Raw genomic sequence first — 24,260 nt, 5'->3', positions numbered from 1 at the left:
GTTTCTGCTTACCGGATACGGGATAGTACCCCGGTGATCCCCACACCATGCAGAAATGGAAGGACAAACCAGATATGGCCTCCGCCAGTTGCCGGAAGCGTTTGTTATCTTACGGTATCCTGATGTCTCAATTGCGCGATAAACGCAACTTATCGCACCATCTCAGCAATCAATTAGACAATTATCCTTTAACGCCGCAGAATCGCAAAAAAGAATGCTAAATCTACTAACAAAAATTCAATATAAGCCTGCGAGATGATGAAATTCAAACAATCTATTAAGCCATATCAGGCCGCTGCGGGCGGCTGGGGTTCTCTGGAAGCCACTACCCGCTTCGTTTTCGACAGCAAAGAAGTGTTAAAAAACATGCGCAACTTGATGCGCATGAATAAAGCAAAAGGCTTTGATTGCCCCGGCTGCGCATGGGGTGATGACAATAAAAGCACCTTTAGCTTCTGCGAAAATGGCGCGAAAGCAGTGACCTGGGAAGCAACCCGTCGCCACATCGGCGCTGACTTTTTTGCGCAGTACAGCGTTTCGGCTCTCTTTCAACAGAGCGATTACTTCCTCGAATATCAGGGACGCCTCACCGAACCGCTACGCTATAATCGCACCACCGATCGCTATGAGCCTATTAGCTGGGAACGAGCATTTGAGCTTATTGCCTCACATATTAAAGCCATGGACAATCCTGACCAGATGGAGCTGTACACCTCTGGTCGCGCCAGTAATGAAGCCTCCTGGCTGTATCAGCTATTTGGCCGCATGAACGGCAGTAATAACTTCCCCGATTGTTCCAATATGTGTCATGAAGCCAGCGGGGCCGGGCTGAAACGCAGTATTGGCGTCGGCAAAGGGACTATCCACCTTGATGACTTCGACCATGCTAATGCGATTTTCGTCTTCGGTCAGAACCCCGGAACCAACCATCCACGCATGCTGCACAGCCTGCGCCACGCCGCCGATAATGGCGCAAAAATAGTCACTTTTAACACGCTGCGCGAACGTGGACTCGAACGTTTTGCCGACCCGCAAAAGCCGCTGGAAGTGGTCACAAGCAAGGCGGGCGCCATCAGCTCAAACTACTATCAGCCGAATCTTGGCGGCGATATGGCTGCGGTACGCGGAATGGTGAAAGTTCTGGCTGAAAATCATCGTGCGCTTATCGAAAACGGTGAAAAAGGCCTGTTTGATGAAAGCTTTATCAGCGCAAACACCCAAGGCGTGAAAGCGTATCTTGCCGCAGTGGATGCCACCGGCTGGCCGCAAATCGTCCAGCAGTCCGGCCTCAGTGAACAGCAAATCCGTGAAGCGGCGGCGATTTACCAGAGCGCGAAGCGGGTTATCTGTACCTGGGCAATGGGTATTACCCAGCATAAACATTCCGTTGATACCGTGCGCGAAATTGTTAACCTGCAGCTGCTGTTTGGTCAGCTGGGCAAAAGAGGAGCTGGTCTGTGTCCGGTGCGCGGCCACAGTAATGTGCAGGGCAACCGGACTATGGGCATTGACGAGAAGCCATCGAAAGCGTTTCTTGACAGCCTGGAACAGCACTTTGCTTTCGCCCCCCCGCGTGGCATTGGCCATAATACCGTCCAGGCTCTGGAGGCGATGCTGCGTCATGAGGTCAAAGTACTGATTGCGCTTGGCGGTAACCTTGCAGCCGCCGCGCCTGACAGTCCGCGTACCCAAGAGGCGCTAAGGCGCTGTGGCCTTACGGTACAAATCAGTACTAAACTGAATCGCAGCCACCTGTGCCCGGGCAGTGGCGACGCCCTTATCCTGCCGACGCTTGGCCGCACGGAACAGGATATCCAGGCCAGCGGGCCGCAGTTTATCACCGTAGAAGACTCCTTCAGCATGGTGCACGCTTCAGAGGGCGTAGGTAAACCTATTGCCGATACCCAGCGTTCTGAAACCTGGATTGTGGCCAGGATTGCCCATGCGGTTCTGGGTAGCGATAAAGTCGACTGGCTCGGACTGGCGGACGATTACAATAAAATCCGCGATCACATTGCCGCAACCATCCCGGGCTTTAGCGATTTTAATGCCCGCTGCGATATAAAAGGCGGTTTCTATTTAGGCAATGCTGCCGCCGATTTGCGCTTTAACACCCTGAATGAGAAGGCGCAGTTCAGCTCTGGCGCCCTGCCTGCAACGCTTTTCCCGCAGCTGGATGTTGATGTGCCCTTTACGCTGCAGACCTTGCGCTCACATGACCAGTACAACACCACTATTTATGGGCTGGACGATCGCTATCGCGGCGTGTACGGCCAGCGTGAAGTGCTGTTTATGAACCCGGAGGATTTAGAGGAACTGGGCTACGTCGCCGGCGATAATGTCGACATCGAAACCCTGTGGAATGATGGTATTACGCGTAAGGTTAGCGGCTTTAAACTGATCCCCTACGCTATCCCGCGTGGCAACCTCGCCGCCTACTATCCTGAAACAAACCCCCTTGTACCGCTTTCGAGCTTTGGCGATGTTAGCGGTACGCCGACGTCAAAATCGATACCGGTTAAAATCACCCTGTCGACGCCGGGGACCGGGTTACGCATCGCCTGATGATGCAAGGCTTTTTACTTGCCGAAGAGCGGTTAATCGCGTAAAACTGTCTGCCGCTCTTAGGCCACGAAAACTGTTGAAATTATGTTTCAGGATAACCCGCTGCTCGCGCAGCTTAAAGAGAAGCTCCACTCCCAGACGCCGCGCGTTGAAGGTGTGGTAAAAGGCACTGAAAAAGGTTTCGGCTTCCTGGAAGTCGATGCACAAAAAAGTTACTTTATCCCCCCGCCGTTTATGAAAAAAGTCATGCACGGTGACCGCGTCAGTGCGGTTATTCAAAGCGAGAAGGATCGCGAAGTTGCCGATCCGGAAACGCTGATTGAACCTTTCCTGACGCGCTTTGTCGGCCGTGTCCAGAAGAAAGACGACCGGCTGTCGATTATTCCCGACCATCCCCTGCTGAAAGATGCTATTCAATGCCGCCCTGAGCGTAATGTGAAGCATGACTTCCAGACCGGCGACTGGGCCGTGGCTGAAATGCGCCGTCACCCGCTGAAGGGCGATCGCACCTTCTATGCCGAACTGACCGAATTTATCACCACGGCGGATGATCATCTGGCTCCATGGTGGGTCACTCTTTCGCGGCATAATCTGGAGCGTGAAGCGCCGGATGTCGCTACGCCGCAAGAGATGCTGGATGAACAGCTGGAACGCGAAGATCTTACGGCTCTGCCATTTGTCACTATCGACAGTGCCAGCACCGAAGATATGGACGATGCGCTGTATGTGGAAGACGTCGGTAACGGTGTGCTTAAGCTGATCGTTGCTATCGCTGACCCAACAGCCTATGTTCCGGTGAACAGCAAGCTGGATGCGGTCGCGGCTGAACGCGCGTTCACCAACTACCTGCCCGGTTTCAACATCCCAATGCTGCCACGCCAGCTGTCAGATGATATCTGTTCGCTACGCCCGCATGAGCGCCGCCCGGTGCTGGCGTGCCGCGTTACTCTCGCCGCAGATGGTTCACCCGCAGACGACGTTCAGTTCTTCGCCGCCTGGATTGAATCTCACGCTAAGCTGGCGTATGACCCTGTTTCTGACTGGTTAGAAACCGAGGAAGCAGGCGCATGGCAGCCTGAAAACGAGGCAATCGCCAACCAGATCCGCCTGCTAAACCGCCTCTGTCTGGCGCGCAGCGAGTGGCGCCAGGCGCATGCTCTGGTATTCAAAGACCGCCCAGACTTCCGCTTCCATCTGGGTGAGAAAGGTGAAGTACTGGATATTATTGCCGAACACCGCCGCATTGCTAATCGTATCGTTGAAGAATCGATGATCCTTGCTAATATCTGCGCTGCCAATGTGCTGCGTGACAAACTGGGCTTTGGTATCTATAACGTCCACCACGGTTTCGACGAAGTCAATGCCGGGCAGGCCGCAGCGGTACTGGCTAATCATGGCGTAACCGCTGACCCGCTGGCGATTGCCACGCTGGATGGCTTCCGCAATTTGCGCCGCGAACTGGATGCCCTGCCGACTCAGTTCCTCGACAGCCGTATTCGCCGCTTCCAGTCATTTGCCGAAGTCAGCACCACGCCAGGTCCGCACTTTGGTCTCGGCCTGGAGGCATATGCCACCTGGACCTCCCCGATCCGTAAGTATGGCGATATGATTAACCACCGCCTGCTGAAAGCTATCATTAAAGGGGAAGAAAGCACTCGTCCTGCCGACGAACTGACGTTGAAGATGGCGGAACGCCGCCGTCAGAACCGTATGGCCGAGCGCGATGTGGGTGACTGGCTGTACTCGCGTTTCCTGCAAAAAGCGGTTGGTAGCGAGCAGCGTTTCAGTGCGGAAGTGATTGATGTCTCCCGTGGCGGCATGCGTGTACGCCTGCAGGAAAACGGTGCCGTTGCTTTTATCCCTGCCCCATTTCTTCATGCCGTGCGTGATGAGCTGGTATGCAGTAACGAGAATGGCAGCGTTCAAATCAAAGGCGAAGTGGTTTACCGCGTCACCGACCTGATTGAAGTGACGATTGCTGAAGTACGTATGGAAACCCGCAGTATCGTCGCCCGCCCGGTAGCCTGATACATCAAGCGGGATAGTTTCAGCTATCCCGCTTATTACCAAGCTCCCTCTTATGTCTGTGACGTCAGCCTGATTGAAGTGATGAATCCTGACCATACCATGCGTTTTTGCCATGTTTACGTTGATAGTGTTTATCCAATAAGGCCTGATCGATGGCCGGCAGGCCAGGCGCTAATTGCTGACAGAAAATTCCCATATAGGCCACTTCTTCCAAAACCACCGCACTGTGAACGGCTTCCTGCGCACTACGCCCCCAGGCAAAAGGGCCGTGGCAATTGACTAAAACCGCCGGGACTGCCAGCGGGTCGATGCCTCGCTGTTTTAACGTTTCAATAATAACCTGCCCGGTTTGCCATTCATAATTTGCGATGATCTCCTCATTACGCATCTGACGCGTACAGGGGATGTGACCAAAGAAATCATCAGCGTGCGTGGTGCCCCAGGCCGGAAGATCTTTGCCAGCCTGAGCCCAGATAGTGGCATGACGCGAATGGGTATGCACAACGCCGCCAATTTCAGGCCATGCAAGGTAGAGCGCGCGATGCGTCGCCGTGTCTGAGGAAGGCCGTTTATTTCCTTCAATCACCTCCCCGCTCTCCAGCTCGACGACCACCATATCGTCGCGCTGCATCACCTCGTAACTCACACCGGAAGGTTTAATCACCATTAACCCTTGCTGGCGATCTATCGCACTCACATTGCCCCAGGTGAAGGTGACAAGACCGTGGCGCGGTAGAGCCAGATTGGCTTCCAGCGTCTGCTGTTTTAAGTGTTCCAGCATGATGCGTTCTCCGTTAAGACCTTTGCCTATTGTCGACGTCACCAGCCTAATCGGCTATGGAGAGATTGGCTGGATCCGGGGGAATAAACGACTGACAGCGGCCCTGCGCTGAATAAACGCGCATCGGTGAGGTGGAAGTCGGTACTTTACACTAACCACTAACTGGGCGAGCGTGGCTGGCTGGGTATGCAGTCTGCTTTTACCTATGCCTGATGCTGTGCAGGTCAGTCAATTCGCTGCACAGTAAAAGTATTGTTTACATGCGTTCGGGCAAGATATGTAGAAAACATCCTGGCGCTATTTATCTGTTAGCCTCAGCTGCTGCGTGAACGGGCTGTGCTTACAGAGGGTTCAACGAGATTATCCAGCTAAAATTATCCATTCGGTGATATATATCACTAAAATATCATCGCAGTCGCAGAGGGAACGAAGCACATCTACTATAATAATGATTAGCTTTGCTGTCGTGTGAAGGAGGGTTTTATGTCAGTCACTGCTAAACGCATTGTCGCCGCCATGCTGGCTGCCACCTTAGTTATCTCACTAAACGCGTGCTCTAACTGGTCCAAACGCGATCGTAACACGGCGATTGGAGCAGGCGCGGGCGCTGTTGCCGGCTCGGTTTTATCAAACGGTAGCGGTTGGGGAACGCTTGGCGGCGCCGCCGTTGGTGGCATCATCGGGCATCAGGTCCACTAACTGTCCTGCGACGGATTAGGGAGAATCACTGAAGCGGCACGAAGAGAGAGGACGTGAATAAGCCAGAAAGCCTGTAGCATCTGACTGATGCTACAGGCTTGTTATTTATATCATGGGTGAACTCCAACATCACCGACGTCAATGCAGACATCGCCCCAGCAGATGATTTCAGCACTTACCGCAACAGAGAACGTTGCGGAAAAAACCAGGCTTGCTAAGAGTAAAAGCATCTTTCTCATAACTGACTTCCTTTAAGTTTTAATTTTAATATTGCTGCAGGTGCGGTGCAATTATATATAGTTACGCTACGTTATTAAATAAATATGTTTCATAATTGTTGATAGTTTTGTAAACCAACTGCGAGCTGTGGCCATCGGTTCACCCTGGCGTTTTCCCAGCGGCGAGACGCAATACCTGACGTATTACACGGCGTGATTGATGTTAATGCGTTATTAATTGGAGACTGGATGGAATCTGGCAATGCAAGCTGTGTTGTTTCTGTGCCAGAACTGGCAGCTGACGATGGGTAAATGAGCCAGGATCCGGTGACCATGTGAACGATCACCTTAAATAGTATGGTAATGACTTTATCTTTTTAGCCGGCGCGAAATTAGCCCCCTGCCAGTTTGACCTTGTAGCTCTTCGCTTCCAGCAGCGTTTTCAGAAGGTCGCGTTTATCGCCTTGTATTTCAATTACACCGTCTTTCACTGCCCCGCCACAGCCGCACTTCTTCTTCAATTCAGCCGCCAGTTTGTTCAGCTCTGCATCACAGAGATCTATGCCTGTTATCAGGCAGACGCCTTTCCCCTTTCGGCCGCTGGTTTGGCGCTGAATACGCACAAACCCGTCGCCTTTGGGACGTTGGATAATGGCTTCAGGTTGATCGATACGTCCGGTTTCGGTTGAATAAACCAGACGGCTGTTATTTTCAGCCATTATACCCCCTGTAATGAACTCAGAATGGTGCGTAACGCCACAGCCGGGTCGGCAGATTGCGTAATCGGACGCCCGATCACCATATAATCTACGCCGGCCTGCTGCGCCTGCTGTGGCGTCATTATGCGGCGCTGATCGCCAACGTCACTGCCCTCCGGTCGAATACCCGGAGTCACCAGCCGGAAGTCCGTCCCGATTGCCTGTTTGAAATGCCTGGCTTCATGTGCAGAGCAAACCACACCGTCCAGACCGCATTGCTGCGTCAGGCGTGCCAGACGCTCCGCCTGTTCTGCCGGTGAAAGCGTTATTCCAAGACCGATCAGGTCGCTGGCATCCATACTGGTCAATACCGTTACGGCTATCAGCAGCGGGGCATCCTTAGCAAAAGGCAGCAGAGCTTCACGGGCAGCGCTCATCATGCGGGCCCCACCGCTGGCATGAACGTTGACCATCCACACGCCCAAATCGGCAGCGGCGGCAACTGCATGAGCGGTGGTGTTTGGGATATCGTGAAACTTCAAATCGAGAAATATCTCAAAGCCACGCTGCTGTAAGTCGCGCACCAACTGAGGTCCAAACAGAGTAAACATCTCTTTGCCAACTTTCAGGCGGCAACTGCCCGGTTCAATCTGGTCAACGAAGGCCAGGGCGCGATGACGGTCAGCATAATCTAGCGCAACCACTATCGGCGAACCGATAACCTGAGGTGAATACATGAAAAACCCTCTTAAAAATGAAGCACCACGAGGCGCGAACGATAAACGGCAAGCATTTTACCTGCGCCATTGCAAAATTCACAGTGAGTCGTTGAGAATAATCCCGCCGGATTCTGATGTCACTTGTCCCTTCCGTTGACCTGATTGACTCACAGAACGCAGTCGCTGCTGGAAAAAATCAAGCCGTGAAAATTAGTATGTTGTAACTAAAGTGAGGCAACAAGCTGCATTTCAATGCAGCGTTACTGTCCGTCGAGGCCGCGAATAGGTTTTACTGAAGACCATGCCCGGCACGAGGGGCAATGCCAATAGAGTGCATGTGCGGTAAAGCCGCATTTATGGCAGCGATAGCGTGGCTTGGTGCGGATCTGCTCTCCAACCATATCGCGCAGAACCATCAGGCTGTCTTTCGCACGACCGTCTTCTGCTTCCTGCAAGTTGAAGTCCATCAGGCGATGGAAGACCCGCATCGTTGGGTGACGCTGGAGCTGACGCGTGATATAGGTTTGTGCCGCTTCTGCTCCATCCTGTTGGTCAAGAATGCCGGCAAGGTAAAGCTCGGCCGCCGCTCCGGTGTTCTCTTCAACACAGCGTTCGAGGTAGTTGACCCATGCAGGTCCTTGTTCCAAATGCTGGTAACAGCTTTCCAGCATTTCAAGCGTTTCGCTGACCAGCTCCTTATCCTGCTCTATCACTCGCTGTAAGTGCTGCACCGCTTTAGCGTATTCGGCTTTGGCTATGTGAATACGCCCCATCATGATTGAGACCCTGGCGCTGTTCCGATCCGCCGCCTCACCTTTTTTTAACAGGCTCATCGCCCTTTCCAAATCGTCGCTGCTCATCGCCTGCAACGCCAGCTCACAGTAAAAGTGTGCGATTTCCATTCCGAGCCGGCTTTTACCGAGTTTGATCAGCCGTTCCGCCGCGTCTATCGCATTTAGCCAGTCGCTGGTCGCCTGGTGAATAATAAGCAGCTGTTGCAGAGCGCTGAGGCGAAAATCAGTCTCGTCAACCAGCTGGCCAAACATGTGCTCCGCACGGTCATAAAACCCTGCCGCCATATAGTCTCGGCCAAGTTGCTGAATCGCCAGCAGGCGTTGATCGTAAGTGAGGGAGTCACTCTCCATCAGTGCCTGATGGATGCGAATGGCGCGGTCGACTTCGCCACGGGAACGGAACAAGTTACCAAGAGTCAGGTGGGCTTCCACTGTGCCACTGTCCTCTTTCAGCATATCCAGGAACAGATCGACAGCTTTATCCTGCTGATTAGAAAGCAGAAAGTTGACGCCTGTCACGTAGTCACGCGACAGACGATTCGCTTCGTGTTGCTTGTCCTGTTGTGCACTTCTGCGCCCCATGTACCAGCCGTAGGCTGCAGCGACAGGAAGTAACAGAAACAGCAGTTCCAACATAAATTATTGTTCCTTAATGACAGCATGCTGTGACGTTGTCACAGTGTCGCCAGTCTGTCCCAGCTGGTGCTGTAAACGCTTTACTTTACGTTGCGCGTGGGCCAGAGAGACACGCACACGCAGCCAGAACAATCCGCAGATAGCCCAGCCTAGCAAAAAACCAGCAGCAAATATTGAAGCCAGTAACGTCGAGATGCTGAATTCACCCTGCGCCAGCAGATAGTTAAATGTCACCACCTGATCGTTATGAGCGCCGAGGGTGACGGAAATGACGAAAATCACCAAAACCACTAAAAAAATAAGCAAATATTTCACTGTTCATCCCTTAAGCTGGAGTTAACCAGATGAATTATGCCAAAAAAACAGGCCAGATGCTTGCCTCGATTTTCGTCAGCTGCTGCTCCGTTTCTCAATCCCGCCGACTACAATGCCAGTAACAGCTTAGCACCATGACAAGCATTTGATATGGGACCGTAAAACGGCTTTTCAATCAGTTACCCGTCTTATCCTGCTGTTTGGCCTGGCTTTCCCCCGGCTGCAGGGAAAGCGGACCACACAGATGTTGTGCCACCCAGGTTGCCAGCGTAACCAATAACCCACTCAGCAGCGTGGATACGATAAGATCGCGAGGCCAGTGCATGCCCAGTAGCAGTCGGCTTGCCATCACTGCTGTTGCCCAGCCCATCAGTATAATCACACTGGTATAGCGACGGCGCGGCCAAAGTAACGCCGCACCCAGTAATGCCCAGGTAGCAGCAAACATAGTGTGACCTGAAGGAAATGCAAATCCGGTTTCAAACGCCCAGTGCTGCTTTAACCAAACCGGGATTAGGCTATCGTTTGCTACTGCCGCGCGCACTATTTCACTGCGTTCGGCACGTTTGTGGGCATAAAATTGTTGCTGATCTATAGCCTGTTTTTCTGCCAGCCACATCACATATGGCCGGGGTTCCTGGACATGACCCTTAATCATGCTTTTAACGTGTTGCCCGGTTAACAGGGTTACGGTGACGATCGCCACTAAGATTAATGCAGGCTTCAGGCGCAGGCGCAAACACCAAAGAAACCAGCCGCAGAGAAAAGCGCTGGTCAATACTCCCCACGGGCTGGTGACGGTTTCAGTAAACCAGAACATAATTTTGTGACCCCATTCCATTTCCACTGGCTGCCATCGCCAGCCCGACAGCATGACGGCCAGCGGCATCAGCAGTAACAACAACGTAGCCAAAGTTGTGCGTTTAAGGATTTCGGTCATTTTTGTTCCTTGTCAAGCGTCGATAAACGACATCGCTATAAAAAGATATTTGAAATTAATAATATACATGCATTTGTGATGATATTTTTGCCGTAATACAACAATCGCTCTAAGGTATTAACTGCCTCTCTATGTGTTGTGGCAAAATAGTAACATCGTTTGCGTCAGACAACTGACAGAACACCATCTTGCGCTCGCGCAACACCTGACGTTTTTGGAGATTGACATGCAGCTTAAACGGGTGGCTGAAGCCAACTTGCCCACGCCCCGGGGCGATTTCCTTATGGTTGGTTTTGAAGAACTGGCAACCGGGCACGATCATCTTGCACTGGTTTATGGCGATATTTCAGGCGGTGAACCGGTACTGTCTCGCGTTCATTCAGAATGTCTTACCGGTGATGCTTTGTTCAGCCTGCGCTGTGACTGCGGTTTCCAGCTGGATGCGGCGCTGACCCAGATTGCTGAACAAGGGCGAGGGATCCTGCTTTATCATCGTCAGGAGGGGCGCAATATCGGCCTGCTAAACAAAATCCGGGCGTATGCGTTGCAGGATAAAGGCTATGATACGGTAGAAGCAAATCATCAGTTGGGCTTTGCCGCCGATGAGCGTGATTTCACTATATGTGCGGATATGTTCAAACTGCTGGGCGTGAATGAAGTTCGACTGCTGACGAATAACCCGCATAAGGTTGAGATCCTAAGCGAAGCCGGGATCAATATTGTAGAGCGTGTACCGCTGATTGTTGGACGCAACCCCAGCAATACGCATTATCTCGATACCAAGGCGGCGAAGCTTGGGCACCTGCTGTCGAAATAGCTTGCCGGAACGCTGCAGGATAACGTTCACACCGCCTGCAGCGTATAAATATGGCTGGTTTTATTTCAGCATATTACGGATCACATAATGCAGAATGCCATCGTTTTTGTAATAGGTTAGCTCATTGCCGGTATCTATCCGGCAGCGTGCGGCCAGCACCTCTTGACTACCATCCCCTCTGGTCAGTGTCACGGTGACCGTGCCGCCGGGTTGCAGCTGCTGAAGATCAACCACATCAATTTGTTCATCTCCGGTGAGTTGCAGGGTTTTACGCGTCACACCCTGCGGGAATTCCAGGGGCAGAATCCCCATGCCGATCAGATTAGAACGGTGAATGCGCTCAAATGATTCGGCGATAACCACCCGTACTCCTTGTAGCCGAGGTCCTTTTGCTGCCCAGTCACGGCTTGACCCGGAACCATACTCTTTGCCTGCAATGATCGCCAGCGGAATGCCGGCCTGCTGATAGCGCATCGCCGCATCGTAAATCGCCATCTGCTCGTTGCCGGGAATGTAACGCGTCATCCCCCCTTCCACTCCGGAAACCATTTCATTGCGGATCCTGACATTGGCAAAGGTTCCGCGCATCATCACTTCATAATTACCGCGCCTTGAACCATAAGAGTTGAAGTCGGCCCGTTCAACGCCGCGTTCCAGTAAATAGCGCCCTGCCGGACTATCCGCCTTAATGCTACCGGCTGGCGAGATATGATCGGTAGTGACAGAATCACCGAGCATCGCCAGAATACGCGCTCTATGGATGTCCTGCACAGGTTGCGGTTCCTTACCCATCCCATCAAAGAAGGGCGAAAGGCGAATATAGGTCGAGCTGCCATCCCAGTCGTAGGTGGCCGCCTCACTTACTTCAATTTGCTGCCATTCCGGCGTGCCTGCAAACACCTCGGCATACTCTTTGTGGAACATGGCGGTAGAGACCAATTGTACCGCCTCGGCAATTTCTGTTGGACTCGGCCAGATATCTCTGAGATACACTGCGTTACCGTTAATATCCTCGCCAATGGGGTCACTCTGCAGATTGAGCGTCATGTTTCCAGCCAGCGCGTAAGCCACCACCAGCGGTGGCGAGGCTAGCCAGTTCGTTTTAACCAACGGATGGATGCGACCTTCGAAATTACGATTACCTGAAAGCACGGCACCCACCGTCAGATCCCCCTGCCCGATCGCCTTTTCAATTTCATCAGGCAACGGGCCAGAGTTACCAATGCAGGTGGTACAGCCATAACCCACCAGGTTAAAGCCGAGTTTATCCAGGTAAGGAGTCAGTCGGGCGCTGGCAAGATAGTCGGACACCACCTTGGATCCCGGTGCCAGCGAAGCCTTTACCCAGGGTTTAGGCTTCAGTCCCAGCATAACGGCTTTTTTTGCCAGCAGTCCGGCAGCCATCATCACGCTGGGGTTCGAGGTATTGGTGCAGGAGGTAATCGCGGCAATGACTACGGCTCCATCTTCCAGTTGATACTGCTGCCCGGAGCTACTATCGCGGCAGCTAACCGCATGGTGCTGTTTTAGTGCGCGATGAATTTCCAATTCGTTGCTGGCACGGAATGCAGCAGGGACATCTCTCAGCGATACGCGATCCTGTGGCCGCTTCGGCCCGGCAACGCTCGACTCTACGCTGTTCATATCCAGAGCCAGCGTGCTGGTAAACACCGGTTCATCACCGCTGCATCGCCATAAGCCTTGCGCTTTGGCATAAGCTTCGACCAGCGCCACCTGCTCCTGACTGCGCCCGGTGAGTTTCATATAGCCCAATGTGACATCATCGACAGGGAAGAAACCGCAGGTCGCGCCATATTCAGGCGCCATATTGGCGATGGTGGCACGATCGGCCAGCGGTAAATCATCCAGGCCATCACCATAGAACTCAACAAATTTACCGACCACACCGTGCTGACGCAGCATTTGGGTTACCGTAAGCACCAGGTCAGTCGCGGTGATCCCGGCCTGCAGTTTGCCCGTCAGTTTGAAACCTACTACATCTGGGATTAGCATAGATACCGGCTGCCCCAGCATGGCAGCTTCCGCTTCAATGCCCCCAACGCCCCAGCCCAGCACGCCGAGCGCATTGATCATCGTGGTATGTGAATCAGTTCCGACCAGCGTATCAGGCCAGGCAATCTCCCTGTCACCATCAGGCTCATGCCAGACGGCCTGGCCAAGATATTCCAAATTAACCTGATGGCAGATCCCGGTGCCCGGCGGAACGACGCTAAAACGGTTGAAGGCTTTCTGCCCCCAATGAAGGAAGACATAACGTTCGTGGTTGCGTTCCATTTCAAGGCGCACATTCTCTGCGAAAGCATCATCATTACCATAATCATCGACCGTCACAGAATGGTCGATCACCAGATCGACGGGTGATAACGGGTTCACTTTTGCCACATCACCGCCAAGACGCTTAACCGCTTCGCGCATGGCAGCCAGATCCACAACCGCCGGAACGCCGGTAAAGTCTTGCATCAGCACCCTGGCCGGCCGGTAAGCAATTTCCCGCTCCGCGTGGGCGTGTTTAAGCCACCCCGCCAGGGCGTGAATATCCTCTGTGGTCACGGAGTCTTCATCCTGCCAGCGCAGCAGGTTCTCCATAAGTACCTTCATTGATTTTGGCAGACGAGAGATATCGCCGAGTTCAGCGGCCGCTCGGGTAAGACTAAAATAGTGATAGCGCTTGTGGTTTAGGTTCAGGACGTGCTGACTGAGTTGGCGCAGGGTTGTCGACATGGCTTCTCCGTTGTTGTTATCTGTTTATCATAACCATAGGAAATACAGGGTTAGCTTTAAACATAGCACAAGCAGGTAACCACATTTGCCAGTAACATCATCTGAGAAATGCTGAAACATAAAAATATAAAAGGTAAAAAAACGCCTCGCTAACCGAATTAGCGAGGCGTTAATATTTATTTGTCTGAGCTGTCATCTTGACTTTATTTTTTGAACTTTACTGCCAAGCCATTGCACACCGGTCGCTGACATAACTGAAGTCTTTAGTCGCATGACCTTTTGATTTGCGTTAAGTCAATTTCTCATTCGTTTAAAGCTGCCGCTTTGCGGAGAGGCTATATTTAATCCCCTGCCTGAACGCTGCTGAGTCACTATGAATTGACGGAATGAGTGGCAAATTTTCCCGGCAATGGATATTCATTAACAGTTTGTAAATTTTTATTCACCTGGTTACGAAGGAAATTATCACGTACTGACTTATTTTAGGTTTTTGTCTTCAAACATTGACTCTATGAAGCCACGCTGTAATTTGTTCAGATCCCACGATGAAGGAACCTTTAACTGAGCCTCGTTATTATTCCGCTCAACGGTTTTGCAAAAACCTTCATGGGTCATACTCACTTCCCAAACCTGGCGTTTAACCAGAGCTGCATACATAGTTACCCCCAAATATGCCAGACAGACAAAGCGGCAGCTGCCCAGAAGAGTGCACAGCCAGCAAATACGGCCATCCAGGCTTTGCGTTTCAGATTGCCTGAACGCTTAGCGGTAACGGTTTTCCTCCCGAAATCGGGTTGGACGGAGACTCTTGTAGCCATAATATTAATCATCACCTCATAAAAGATTGCTTGGATCAATCAAGATTAATCCTAAACATTTAGTGGCGTAAAATCCAGTGATATTTAATTAACAAACGTCAATCAGATTTATTTAAGGTAAAGAAAATTCATCGCGATATTTTCATCAACTGATTGAAAGTGATTCTCATTTGTCAAAAAACCAGTGCAGAAAGAAACACTTCACTGCCGTGAAAAACCGAACAACAAGATGATAATCCATGAGTTGTAAGTACTTACCGGCTTAAGAAAGTATATGAGCGCCGCTGCCCGTTAGCAAAATGAGGCATCGAAAAGTGTGTACTGTTTCTCATTTAATAAATAACCATGAAGTAAGGCGTGGGCTATCTTTCCTTTAAGACAAATTATTGGCGGGATATTGGCGATTAAATTAACAGGTAACGCCTGTCAGAAAAGGGCCTGACCAGGCCCGATAATAACATTGCTTATAGTAAGGTCTTCATTTCGCCGGCAGCTTAATGTCCTTAAACATAGCTTCGATATCTTCATTCGATCGCAAAGCCACTGCGGTATCCACCACATCGCGCGTCAGGTGAGGAGCGAAACGTTGGATAAAGTCATACATGTAGCTGCGCAAGAATGTGCTGCGGCGAAAGCCAATTTTGGTGGTGCTGTAGGTGAACACGTCTGTCGCTTCGATCCGCACTAAATCGGGATCCGAAACCGGGTCTACCGCCATACTGGCGATGACGCCCACCCCAAGCCCCAGTCTGACATAAGTCTTAATCACATCCGCATCAGTGGCCGTAAAGACAATGCGCGGAGTCAAGCCGGCACGATTAAATGCAGTATCAAGTTCGGAGCGACCGGTGAAGCCAAAGGTGTAAGTGACCAGGGGGTATTCTGCCAGTTCTTCGATTGATACTTTGCTGCTGGCTGCCAGAGGATGATCCGGCGTCACCACGATGGCACGGTTCCAGTGATAGCAGGGTAGCATGATCAAATCATCATACAAATGGAGAGCTTCGGTAGCTATCGCAAAGTCAGCATTCCCCTTTGAGACGGCTTCAGCGATCTGAGTCGGCGAACCTTGATGCATATGCAAGGAGACGCGTGGGTAGCGCTCGATAAAGCCTTTAATGACATTCGGTAGGGCGTAACGTGCCTGAGTGTGAGTGGTGGCGACATATAGCGAACCTTTGTCTGGCCAGGTATGCTCACCCGCTACAGATTTGATCGCATCAACTTTTGACAATACCTCACGCGCGATGCGAATAATCTCCTGCCCAGCGGGGGTGACTTGAGTCAGATGCTTACCGCTGCGGGCAAAAATCTGGATACCCAGCTCATCCTCCAGCATACGCACCTGCTTACTGATGCCGGGTTGTGAAGTATAAAGACCTTCGGCTGTTGAAGAGACATTGAGATTATGATTCACCACTTCAACGATGTAACGCAGCTGCTGCAATTTCATTATGTATTCCATCCTGGGCGGGGCATGCGAAGAGAAACCGGAGGACATGCCGTAAACCGGCCTAATGCGATTAAATAATAAGAAAAGACATATCTATAACCACTATATCAAATATAGCGGATATGTATAGCATCGCCCGGGGAAAGCTGGAGAGAACAGGAAAAAGACGGGCAGCCCATTTCTGGACTGCCCACGACGGAAATAAGTGTAACTATTTTTTTGTGACTTCCCATTTACCATCAACATAGAAAGCGGACCAGCCGCTAGCCTTGCCGTCTTTTTCGGTACTGACATACTGCTGTTTGGTTTTGCGACTGAAGCGCACGACCGCCTTATTGCCATCCGCGTCCTTAGCGGGTGCATCTGCCAGATAGCGTAACTTTTCTGGCAGACGGTCGCGGAAGCGCTGCAGCTCTTCTACCTGCGGCGCGCGGGTTTCACGCGATTTAGGGAAGGTATTTGCCGCGAGGAACACACCGGCAGCACCGTCACGCAGAACAAAGTAAGCGTCTGACTTTTCACAAGGAAGTTCCGGGAGCGGTACTGGATCTTCTTTCGGTGGCGCGACATCCCCGTTGCGCAGAATTTTACGCGTGTTCTTACAGTCGTCGTTGGTGCAGGCCATGTACTTGCCGAAACGCCCCATTTTAAGGTGCATTTCTGAACCGCACTTCTCACATTCAACAACCGGCCCGTCATAACCTTTGATGCGGAACTCACCCTGTTCAATGTCGTAGCCATCGCATTCCGGGTTATTACCACAGACGTGCAGTTTACGCTGGTTATCGATCAGGTAACTGTCCATCGCCGTGCCACATTTACCGCAGCGACGACGCGCGCGCAGCGCGTTTGTTTCCGCATCATCACCTTCAAGAATATTAAGTACTTCATTCTCAGGGATCAGGTTGATGGTCTGTTTACAGCGCTCCTTCGGCGAGAGGGCATAGCCGGAACAGCCAAGGAACACGCCGGTGCTGGCGGTACGTATGCCCATTTGCCGGCTGCAGGTCGGGCACTCAATGGACGTCAGTACCATTTGGTTAGGCTGCATGCCGCCCTCTTCCGGATCTTTCTCTGCCTGCTCCAGCTGCTGGCTAAAATCACCGAAGAACTGATCAAGCACCGCTTTCCACTGCGCTTCGTTATTCGCCACCTTGTCCAGATTGTCTTCCATGTGCGCGGTGAAGTCATAATTCATCAGCTCACGGAAGTTCTCTTCAAGGCGGTCGGTAACGATCTCCCCCATTTTTTCAGCGTAGAATCGACGGCTTTCCACTTTCACGTAGCCGCGATCCTGAATGGTCGAGATGATTGATGCATAGGTAGATGGACGACCAATACCCCGTTTTTCCAGCTCGCGCACCAGCGAGGCTTCACTGAAACGGGCTGGCGGTTTGGTAAAGTGCTGACCTGGCAGCAACTGTTGCAGGCTCAACTCGCTGCCGACTTCCACCGCTGGCAAGGTACGGTCGTCGTCACCTTTACGCAGTGCCGGCATGACTCGCGTCCAGCCATCAAACCGCAGCGTACGTCCCTTCGCCTTGAGTTTGAAATCCGCAGCTTCCACGGTCAGGGTGGTGGAATCGAATTGCGCAGGCACCATCTGGCAGGCGACGAACTGACGCCAAATCAGCTGGTACAGCTTCTGCGCATCTGCGTCCATATCTTTCAGCTGCTCAGACTGCACTTTCACATCCGACGGGCGAATGGCTTCGTGCGCTTCCTGTGAATTCTCTTTACTGCTGTAAAGGTTGGCGGTTTTCGGCAGATATTTCGCCCCGAACTCCTCCTCGACATAACCGCGCACCATGCTGAGCGCATCCTGACTCAGGTTAGTGGAGTCGGTACGCATGTAGGTAATGTGCCCGGCCTCGTACAAACGCTGGGCCATCATCATGGTTTTTTTCACGCCAAAACCGAGGCGTGTACTGGCGGCCTGTTGCAATGTCGAAGTGATAAACGGTGCGCCAGGCTTACTGCCGGTTGGTTTATCTTCACGATCGACCACCACATAGCGCGCTTTTTCCAGCAGGCTGACTGCGGCATAAGTCTGCTCACGATTGATTGGCCGGAAAGGTTTATCGTGCTGATGAGTAACCTGCATCGGCAAATCGACGCCTTTTGGCGTGGTCAAATCGGCATTCAGCTCCCAGTACTCTTCTGGCACGAAAGCTTTAATTTCACGTTCGCGATCGACAACCAGACGCACCGCAACCGACTGGACACGCCCGGCGGACAACCCGCGCGCGACTTTTTTCCACAGCAGTGGTGAGACCATATAGCCCACCACACGGTCCATAAAACGCCGCGCCTGCTGAGCATTGACACGGTCGATATTCAGTTCGCCCGGCCTGTCAAAAGCCTGACGAATGGCATTCTTGGTGATTTCATTAAACACCACGCGGCTGTAGCGCGATTCGTCACCGCCGATCACTTCCCGCAGGTGCCAGGCGATGGCTTCCCCTTCGCGGTCAAGGTCGGTTGCGAGATAGATGTGGTCGGCTTTTTCCGCCAGCGCTTTCAGTTCAGCAACCACTTTTTCTTTGCCGGGCAGGATCTGATAATTCGCTTCCCAGCCGTGGAAAGGGTCGACGCCCATACGGTTGACTAACGCCGTCTTCTCGTCTTTTTTGACCTTTTTGGTGGTTTTACTGGTTGTAGAGTCAGCGCTCTTTTTAACTGTTGATCCACTTGTCGGCAAATCGCGAATATGACCCACACTGGATTTCACCACGTAGTCATTACCGAGATATTTATTGATCGTTTTGGCTTTTGCCGGGGACTCAACTATTACGAGAGCTTTTCCCATAGTTACCTTTACCTGATTAAAACATCCGAGAGTAATTTATGCCGTCATCCTGAAGACTCGCAGCGCAGTGGCGATATAAGGCTCTTGGGGAAAACGAATTCAACCCGCCTAACCTTTTATCAAAGCCGGTGCGAAAAGCCTTGATACAACATGTTGATTAACGGCATTTTTTACAACCTGTTAAGCGAATATCTAACAAAGCGTAAAGTCTGTTTTACGCCCGGAACCCGAAACGCCCACACTCTACCTGATAAAATCTGTTACGCAACTTAATTAGCATTAAGGCTCCATTTACGCCAGAAAAGGGACAAAAAAGAGAAGCGTTTTGCAAGCAAAGGCAAACTTATCAGATTTATTCTATTGAAGAATGCCAGTCCACAATTCAGAAGTGCTCAATGAGTATGACGGGTGCCGTTCCACTCTGCCGGTTGCGCTTAAAGCCGATAGCGCCCCGTCGCTGGCAGACCATTCCCTTCGGCACGCTGCGCTGTTGACGGCTGCCCTGACGCCCGCGAATGCGGGCATCATACACAGCTATAACAGCGGTTTATCGCCGCGTTGCCAGATGCGAAGCAGCAGGCGTTCAAGGCTAAGAGTGGCGCTCTGGGTAAAACGGTCCATCATCCCTTTCCGACGGGCGTAACGCACCCCGATGACCTGATGTTTTGCGATATGGTCAATAATCAGATCGTCACTTGTACCGATGGCATCGACCAGCCCTTTTTCCAGCGCCTGCTGGCCGTACCAGTGTTCGCCGGTGGCAACGCTGTCAATGTCAAGCGTTGGCCGCATCTGATGCACAAATTGCTTAAACAGCTGGTGAGTTTCATTCAGATCCTCGCGGAACTTCTCACGCCCCTGCTCGGTGTTTTCTCCGAACAGCGTCAGAGTACGCTTGTATTCCCCGGCCGTGTGCAGTTCAACGTCGATTTCATTGCGTTTCAGCAGACGGTTGAAATTGGGGATTTGCGCAACGACGCCAATCGAGCCAATAATAGAAAACGGCGCGGCAACGATACGATCCGCCACGCAGGCCATCATGTAACCCCCACTGGCGGCAACTTTGTCCACGGCCACCGTAAGCGGGATGTTTTTGTCCCGCAAGCGCTGCAGTTGAGATGCCGCCAGACCATAACCATGAACCACACCGCCGGGGCTTTCAAGGCGCAGCAGAACTTCATCCCCCTTTTCTGCCACGGCCATCACCGCAGAAACCTCTTCGCGCAACGAGGAGACTTCCCCGGCACCCATACTACCTTTGAAATCAATAACATAAAGCGTGGACTTCCCTTTGCTCACGGCATGACCAGACTTCGCCTGCTGCCTGGCCAATTTTGCCTCTTGTTTGTCCTTTTTTTTCTGCTCCTTGTTCCACAGCTTTTGCTGTGGGGGTTGCATTTTTGCCAGGCGCATCCTGTCCTGCATCTTAGTATAATTCTCATCCAGTCGGGTGAGTTTAAGCTGCCCGGCGTGGGCGCGCTTGCGCATCGCCAGCTGGGTAACGATGACCGCGATCGCCGCAATCGCCACCACCACAGTGACGGTTTTCGCCAGGAAAAGTCCGTAATAAGAGAGTAGATCCACACAATCCGCCTTAAATTACATTATGTTAGAGAGTAGATTAGTGTAGCTGAGTCATGGCCCGGAGTCGCCTGCAATCCGTTAACAAAAGATGAATCAGCGCCCAAAAGGATTGTACACGGTAGCCATTTCAGGCATAACTCGCATTATTCAATCTGTGCAAGGGTTCGCTGAAGCTACCCTCGCTATACAACCTCATCGTCAGAGGAATGTTACGTGCAATATCAACCAAAAAGCGACCTGCTTAATAACCGGGTCATTCTGGTGACCGGAGCCAGTGATGGCATCGGGCGCGAAGCGGCTTTAACCTATGCGCGTTATGGCTCACAGGTGGTACTTTTGGCTCGCAATGCAGAAAAACTGCTTCAGGTCAGTAAAGAAGTGGCGGCATGCAGTCAGTCACAACGGCCTGCGCTCTGGTTTGCACTCGATTTAGAGACAGCAACGCCGGAAAACTGCCAGCAGCTGGCACGTTCTCTCGCAGAAAAAATTCCGCGCCTTGATGGGGTATTGCATAACGCCGGGTTGCTGGGTGAAGTCTTGCCTGTGGCACAGCAGAACCCGGCCATCTGGCAACAGGTGATGCGGGTTAATATAGACGGCACATTCTTTCTCACTCAGGCATTGCTGCCGCTGCTGTTGAAATCGCCAGCGGCTTCTCTGGTCTTCACATCATCCAGCGTAGGTCGCCAGGGGCGCGCCGGCTGGGGCGCTTATTCGGTGTCCAAGTTCGCAACCGAAGGCATGATGCAGGTGCTGGCACAGGAGTACGATCCGCGCCAGCTGCGGGTGAACTGTATCAATCCAGGCGGTACGCGCACCAAAATGCGTGCCAGCGCCTTCCCCGATGAAAATGCCGATAAGCTGAAAACCCCCGCAGAGATCATGACGCTCTATCTGTGGCTGATGGGCGACGACAGCAAAGGTAAGACCGGTGTGAGTTTTGATGCACAGCCGGGGCGGAAGCCGGGCGCGGCAGAATAATCAACGGGGATAAAGCCTGAACACAGAGAGCGGGACTGCAAGAGCGGGTACAGTATAGGGAAACCGCTCAAGGGGGAATTAAACAGCAGACAAAAAGCGGCCGGATGAAAACATAAGGGCCGTGAGGCCCTGAGCGCCGTTGCTGGCGGTTAACCCTGCTGACGCTTTGAAGGGCGACGACCGCTGCCGGGTTTGCTCACCTTGGTGGTGGTATGACGTTTTACCGCACGACGGATTTGATTCGCCTTGGTGCGGCGGCGATCTTTTTCCACCGGGACTTTACTGACGGTTTCAGGTGCCAGCCCTACCAGCTCGCGCAGATAGTTGGTCGGAGACAGATCCAGCTCGGTCCAGCCACCGCGTGGCAGTCCTTTCGGCAAATCAATGTCACCATAGCGGATGCGGATCAGACGGCTAACCTGCACGCCTACCGCTTCCCACAGACGACGAACCTCGCGGTTGCGCCCTTCGGTCAGGGTCACGTTGTACCACTGGTTAATGCCTTCACCCCCGGTGAACTTCAGCGTTTTGAACGCCGCCGGGCCATCTTCCAGCTGAACGCCGCGACTGAGCAGTTTGATTTTTTCATCATCAACCGCACCAAACACGCGCACGGCATATTCGCGCTCCACTTCACGGCTTGGGTGCATCAGGCGGTTTGCCAGCTCGCCGTCAGTGGTGAACAGCAGCAGACCACAGGTATTCACGTCCAGTCGCCCAACCGCTATCCAGCGTGCGCCACGCAGTTTTGGCAGACGATCGAACACCGTCGGGCGTCCTTCCGGGTCGCTACGCGTGCAAAGCTCACCTTCCGGCTTGTAATAAGCCAGGACGCGACACACTTCGCTGATGGACTCACTGACCGGCACAACGTGCCCGTCGATGCGGATTTTCAAGGATGCGCCTGGCTCTACGCGGTCGCCCAACGTGGCAAGCTTGCCGTCTACGCTCACGCGCCCGGCGGAGATCATGGTTTCGATTTCACGCCGGGAACCGTGCCCGGCGCGTGCTAAAACTTTTTGTAACTTTTCGCTCATGGAGCTACCTCTGTGTCGCCTTCCCAGGCGTCATGATAAATAATTTCTTTATTTTTCAATGGTTTAAATTGAAATTGCGCTGCCATTATACAGCTTTTTCACTACGGTGTAACTCTCTTTGTTGCCCATTAATCTGCACGCTTTTTTATGCTGATAAGGGTTGATTGAAAATTCACAACATGGATTTCCACATATCGCAACAGCCGCTGTCTGCGGCATACAAGGGCTTGAGCGACGGCCAGGTTACTATGTACTTAACCGCTGCCCCTTATCAGACAGCAGAACATCGGAATCCACGAAAAGTTCAAATCTAAAAATCAGGATGCTGGTTTGACCCCACCAACCACCTTGCCATGGGCGGCCTATTGTGGCGCAACCTTGTCAGGCTGACCCGGAATCTGCCACGGAGGCTTAACGTATGGAAGGAACTTACCCCTGAAGGTGCGTCTTATTAACTTTTTCAATCATGTGATAATACGCCCAGGGGGATTCATTATCATCGCTAATACCATTTGATGTAGCAGATAATTCTCAATTAAGCGGCCAAAAGGAGCGTTCAGCACTTTGTCCATCTTAATTATGCCTGACGAAGGCGGAGTGACTGTATTAATAGTACCTCCGGCAAGAAACATCGACGAGTAACGATCTCGAAGCCGGGCCAACACCTTATGCGAAATTTTAAATGTCTTATCCGCAGCACGCAGTTCGACGAGATGATCCCACAACGCACTCATCTTTGAGGCCAGTACCAGTCCGGCATCATCTTTGTTAGCCTGAAATAAACTATCAGCCTGATTGAAAATCTCACTGATATCCCTTTCATTAAGATTTTGTTCATAAAGCCGTAATGTTAAGCTGTGCTGACTATCAAAATAGCCATGGGCAACAGTGAGTTGAGGGGACATGTCATTAAATATTTTTTTGATTGGGTCAACCACCTCAAGAACACCAGGATAACGGCAAGTCATTGCCCAAGTCGATATTTCTTTATCTGTGAAGCCATTTTTTTGGTTAGCGAGAGCTGCAACTGTTTGAGGGGATGCCTTCTCTTTCATAGCACTGTACAATAAAAGATACTCGTTTTTTTGTTGTTCTGTCTGGGGAACATTATTGCCACGGAATTTATTCGCAATACTACTTATACTCTCTAAACGATCTCGAAAAAATGGACAGGTCTGGCGAAGCTCTCCATAACTTCCACCTGAAAAAGATGCCACTTTTTGCAATAGTTCCACGGGGAGATTTTCAAAGTAATTAGTTACCTCCAATGTGCTTTTTACACTCGATGATTCTTCCGGCACTGGTGTTAACGAAGTGGTTGAAGTTGATTGAGACGTGCTGGTAACGTTCATTTTCATTATCTCATGTAATAAAAAATGCATGCTAATTCATTTACCAACATAAAGCCTTTCAGAAAACGCCTTTCTTTTGACGTAATTCTATAGACTGCCCTAAGGTTTAACGTGCCGTAAGAGCCTGCACGGTGAAATCGTTATTCTTCTATGGCGACCACCGGGTTTGAGCTTTTTGCCTGCCCGGATCGATCCACATGCCTGATGTCATTGCAGCGCCGCTACCGGCTTTAACCCCGGTAGCTTTTGCCACATCTGCGAAGACTGCTGTAAT

Annotated in this window: 18 protein-coding genes; 5 read left to right on the top strand and 13 right to left on the bottom strand. The window is 51.8% G+C overall.

Features of this window, described 5'->3' with window-relative positions; all coding sequences use genetic code 11:
- Positions 1 to 258 precede the first annotated feature (258 nt).
- Together EPYR_RS08560 and EPYR_RS08555 are read left to right on the top strand one after the other, a co-directional pair.
- Positions 259 to 2,565, top strand: coding sequence for an FdhF/YdeP family oxidoreductase (locus EPYR_RS08560; protein ID WP_012668001.1), 2,307 nt, complete (start codon positions 259 to 261; stop codon positions 2,563 to 2,565).
- 84 nt (positions 2,566 to 2,649) lie between these two features.
- Positions 2,650 to 4,593 (top strand): exoribonuclease II, encoded by a 1,944-nt coding sequence (locus EPYR_RS08555; protein ID WP_012668000.1) that lies wholly within the window; start codon positions 2,650 to 2,652, stop codon positions 4,591 to 4,593.
- A gap of 64 nt (positions 4,594 to 4,657) precedes the next feature.
- On the opposite strand, the gene araD is transcribed toward EPYR_RS08555, so the two are convergent.
- Positions 4,658 to 5,374: an L-ribulose-5-phosphate 4-epimerase gene (araD, locus tag EPYR_RS08550; RefSeq protein ID WP_012667999.1), complete on the bottom strand. Its 717-nt coding sequence runs from the start codon at positions 5,372 to 5,374 to the stop codon at positions 4,658 to 4,660.
- A 483-nt stretch (positions 5,375 to 5,857) separates the two neighbouring features.
- On the opposite strand from araD, the gene osmB reads away from it, so the two are divergent.
- Positions 5,858 to 6,073, top strand: coding sequence for an osmotically-inducible lipoprotein OsmB (gene osmB, locus EPYR_RS08545; RefSeq protein WP_012667998.1), 216 nt, complete (start codon positions 5,858 to 5,860; stop codon positions 6,071 to 6,073).
- Between the two features lie 610 nt (positions 6,074 to 6,683).
- Here osmB and yciH read toward each other — a convergent pair.
- From yciH to pgpB, 5 genes are all read right to left on the bottom strand, one after another.
- Positions 6,684 to 7,010, bottom strand: a complete 327-nt coding sequence (yciH, locus tag EPYR_RS08540) for a stress response translation initiation inhibitor YciH (RefSeq protein ID WP_012667997.1) — start codon at positions 7,008 to 7,010, stop codon at positions 6,684 to 6,686.
- Positions 7,010 to 7,726 carry an orotidine-5'-phosphate decarboxylase gene (pyrF, locus tag EPYR_RS08535; RefSeq protein WP_012667996.1) on the bottom strand — a complete coding sequence of 239 codons (717 nt, stop codon included), beginning with the start codon at positions 7,724 to 7,726 and terminating at the stop codon, positions 7,010 to 7,012. The genes yciH and pyrF overlap by 1 nt, the downstream gene beginning before the upstream one ends.
- Before the next feature lie 242 nt (positions 7,727 to 7,968).
- Complete coding sequence (lapB, locus tag EPYR_RS08530) at positions 7,969 to 9,138, bottom strand: lipopolysaccharide assembly protein LapB (protein WP_012667995.1); 1,170 nt, start codon at positions 9,136 to 9,138, stop codon at positions 7,969 to 7,971.
- Positions 9,139 to 9,141: 3 nt separating this feature from the next.
- Positions 9,142 to 9,453 (bottom strand): LapA family protein, encoded by a 312-nt coding sequence (locus tag EPYR_RS08525; protein WP_012667994.1) that lies wholly within the window; start codon positions 9,451 to 9,453, stop codon positions 9,142 to 9,144.
- Positions 9,454 to 9,628: 175 nt separating this feature from the next.
- Complete coding sequence (gene pgpB, locus EPYR_RS08520) at positions 9,629 to 10,393, bottom strand: phosphatidylglycerophosphatase B (RefSeq protein WP_012667993.1); 765 nt, start codon at positions 10,391 to 10,393, stop codon at positions 9,629 to 9,631.
- 226 nt (positions 10,394 to 10,619) lie between these two features.
- Between pgpB and ribA the strand changes: the two genes are divergently transcribed.
- Positions 10,620 to 11,210 carry a GTP cyclohydrolase II gene (gene ribA / locus EPYR_RS08515; protein WP_014538877.1) on the top strand — a complete coding sequence of 197 codons (591 nt, stop codon included), beginning with the start codon at positions 10,620 to 10,622 and terminating at the stop codon, positions 11,208 to 11,210.
- 60 nt (positions 11,211 to 11,270) lie between these two features.
- Here the strand turns inward: ribA and acnA are convergent, their stop codons facing one another.
- The 5 genes from acnA to sohB form a co-directional block, all read right to left on the bottom strand.
- Positions 11,271 to 13,952: an aconitate hydratase AcnA gene (acnA, locus tag EPYR_RS08510; protein WP_012667991.1), complete on the bottom strand. Its 2,682-nt coding sequence runs from the start codon at positions 13,950 to 13,952 to the stop codon at positions 11,271 to 11,273.
- Positions 13,953 to 14,611: 659 nt separating this feature from the next.
- Positions 14,612 to 14,770 carry a YmiA family putative membrane protein gene (locus EPYR_RS08500; protein ID WP_071819574.1) on the bottom strand — a complete coding sequence of 53 codons (159 nt, stop codon included), beginning with the start codon at positions 14,768 to 14,770 and terminating at the stop codon, positions 14,612 to 14,614.
- Positions 14,771 to 15,248: 478 nt separating this feature from the next.
- Positions 15,249 to 16,223, bottom strand: coding sequence for an HTH-type transcriptional regulator CysB (gene cysB, locus EPYR_RS08495; RefSeq protein ID WP_012667989.1), 975 nt, complete (start codon positions 16,221 to 16,223; stop codon positions 15,249 to 15,251).
- Between the two features lie 211 nt (positions 16,224 to 16,434).
- Entirely contained in the window at positions 16,435 to 19,032 is a 2,598-nt protein-coding gene (gene topA / locus EPYR_RS08490) for a type I DNA topoisomerase (RefSeq protein WP_012667988.1), read from the bottom strand.
- Positions 19,033 to 19,566: 534 nt separating this feature from the next.
- Positions 19,567 to 20,616: a protease SohB gene (sohB, locus tag EPYR_RS08485; protein ID WP_012667987.1), complete on the bottom strand. Its 1,050-nt coding sequence runs from the start codon at positions 20,614 to 20,616 to the stop codon at positions 19,567 to 19,569.
- Between the two features lie 213 nt (positions 20,617 to 20,829).
- Here sohB and EPYR_RS08480 point away from each other — a divergent pair, with 213 nt between their 5' ends.
- Positions 20,830 to 21,597 carry a YciK family oxidoreductase gene (locus tag EPYR_RS08480; RefSeq protein WP_012667986.1) on the top strand — a complete coding sequence of 256 codons (768 nt, stop codon included), beginning with the start codon at positions 20,830 to 20,832 and terminating at the stop codon, positions 21,595 to 21,597.
- Between the two features lie 149 nt (positions 21,598 to 21,746).
- On the opposite strand, the gene rluB is transcribed toward EPYR_RS08480, so the two are convergent.
- Together rluB and EPYR_RS08470 are read right to left on the bottom strand one after the other, a co-directional pair.
- Entirely contained in the window at positions 21,747 to 22,634 is an 888-nt protein-coding gene (rluB, locus tag EPYR_RS08475) for a 23S rRNA pseudouridine(2605) synthase RluB (RefSeq protein WP_012667985.1), read from the bottom strand.
- A 464-nt stretch (positions 22,635 to 23,098) separates the two neighbouring features.
- Positions 23,099 to 23,992, bottom strand: a complete 894-nt coding sequence (locus tag EPYR_RS08470) for a hypothetical protein (protein ID WP_231844234.1) — start codon at positions 23,990 to 23,992, stop codon at positions 23,099 to 23,101.
- Between the last annotated feature and the right edge of the window lie 268 nt (positions 23,993 to 24,260).

This window comes from Erwinia pyrifoliae DSM 12163 (assembly GCF_000026985.1).
Taxonomy (GTDB): Bacteria; Pseudomonadota; Gammaproteobacteria; order Enterobacterales; family Enterobacteriaceae; genus Erwinia; species Erwinia pyrifoliae.
This window is presented reverse-complemented; position numbering and strand designations above follow the sequence as displayed.

Bases quoted from the DNA above. Each gene is read 5' to 3' on its own strand.
- EPYR_RS08560 (WP_012668001.1), top strand. From the start codon at position 259: ATGAAATTCAAACAATCTATTAAGCCATATCAGGCCGCTGCGGGCGGC.
- EPYR_RS08555 (WP_012668000.1), top strand. From the start codon at position 2,650: ATGTTTCAGGATAACCCGCTGCTCGCGCAGCTTAAAGAGAAGCTCCAC.
- araD (WP_012667999.1), bottom strand. From the start codon at position 5,374: ATGCTGGAACACTTAAAACAGCAGACGCTGGAAGCCAATCTGGCTCTA.
- osmB (WP_012667998.1), top strand. From the start codon at position 5,858: ATGTCAGTCACTGCTAAACGCATTGTCGCCGCCATGCTGGCTGCCACC.
- yciH (WP_012667997.1), bottom strand. From the start codon at position 7,010: ATGGCTGAAAATAACAGCCGTCTGGTTTATTCAACCGAAACCGGACGT.
- pyrF (WP_012667996.1), bottom strand. From the start codon at position 7,726: ATGTATTCACCTCAGGTTATCGGTTCGCCGATAGTGGTTGCGCTAGAT.
- lapB (WP_012667995.1), bottom strand. From the start codon at position 9,138: ATGTTGGAACTGCTGTTTCTGTTACTTCCTGTCGCTGCAGCCTACGGC.
- pgpB (WP_012667993.1), bottom strand. From the start codon at position 10,393: ATGACCGAAATCCTTAAACGCACAACTTTGGCTACGTTGTTGTTACTG.
- ribA (WP_014538877.1), top strand. From the start codon at position 10,620: ATGCAGCTTAAACGGGTGGCTGAAGCCAACTTGCCCACGCCCCGGGGC.
- acnA (WP_012667991.1), bottom strand. From the start codon at position 13,952: ATGTCGACAACCCTGCGCCAACTCAGTCAGCACGTCCTGAACCTAAAC.
- EPYR_RS08500 (WP_071819574.1), bottom strand. From the start codon at position 14,770: ATGGCTACAAGAGTCTCCGTCCAACCCGATTTCGGGAGGAAAACCGTT.
- cysB (WP_012667989.1), bottom strand. From the start codon at position 16,223: ATGAAATTGCAGCAGCTGCGTTACATCGTTGAAGTGGTGAATCATAAT.
- topA (WP_012667988.1), bottom strand. From the start codon at position 19,032: ATGGGAAAAGCTCTCGTAATAGTTGAGTCCCCGGCAAAAGCCAAAACG.
- rluB (WP_012667985.1), bottom strand. From the start codon at position 22,634: ATGAGCGAAAAGTTACAAAAAGTTTTAGCACGCGCCGGGCACGGTTCC.
- EPYR_RS08470 (WP_231844234.1), bottom strand. From the start codon at position 23,992: ATGAAAATGAACGTTACCAGCACGTCTCAATCAACTTCAACCACTTCG.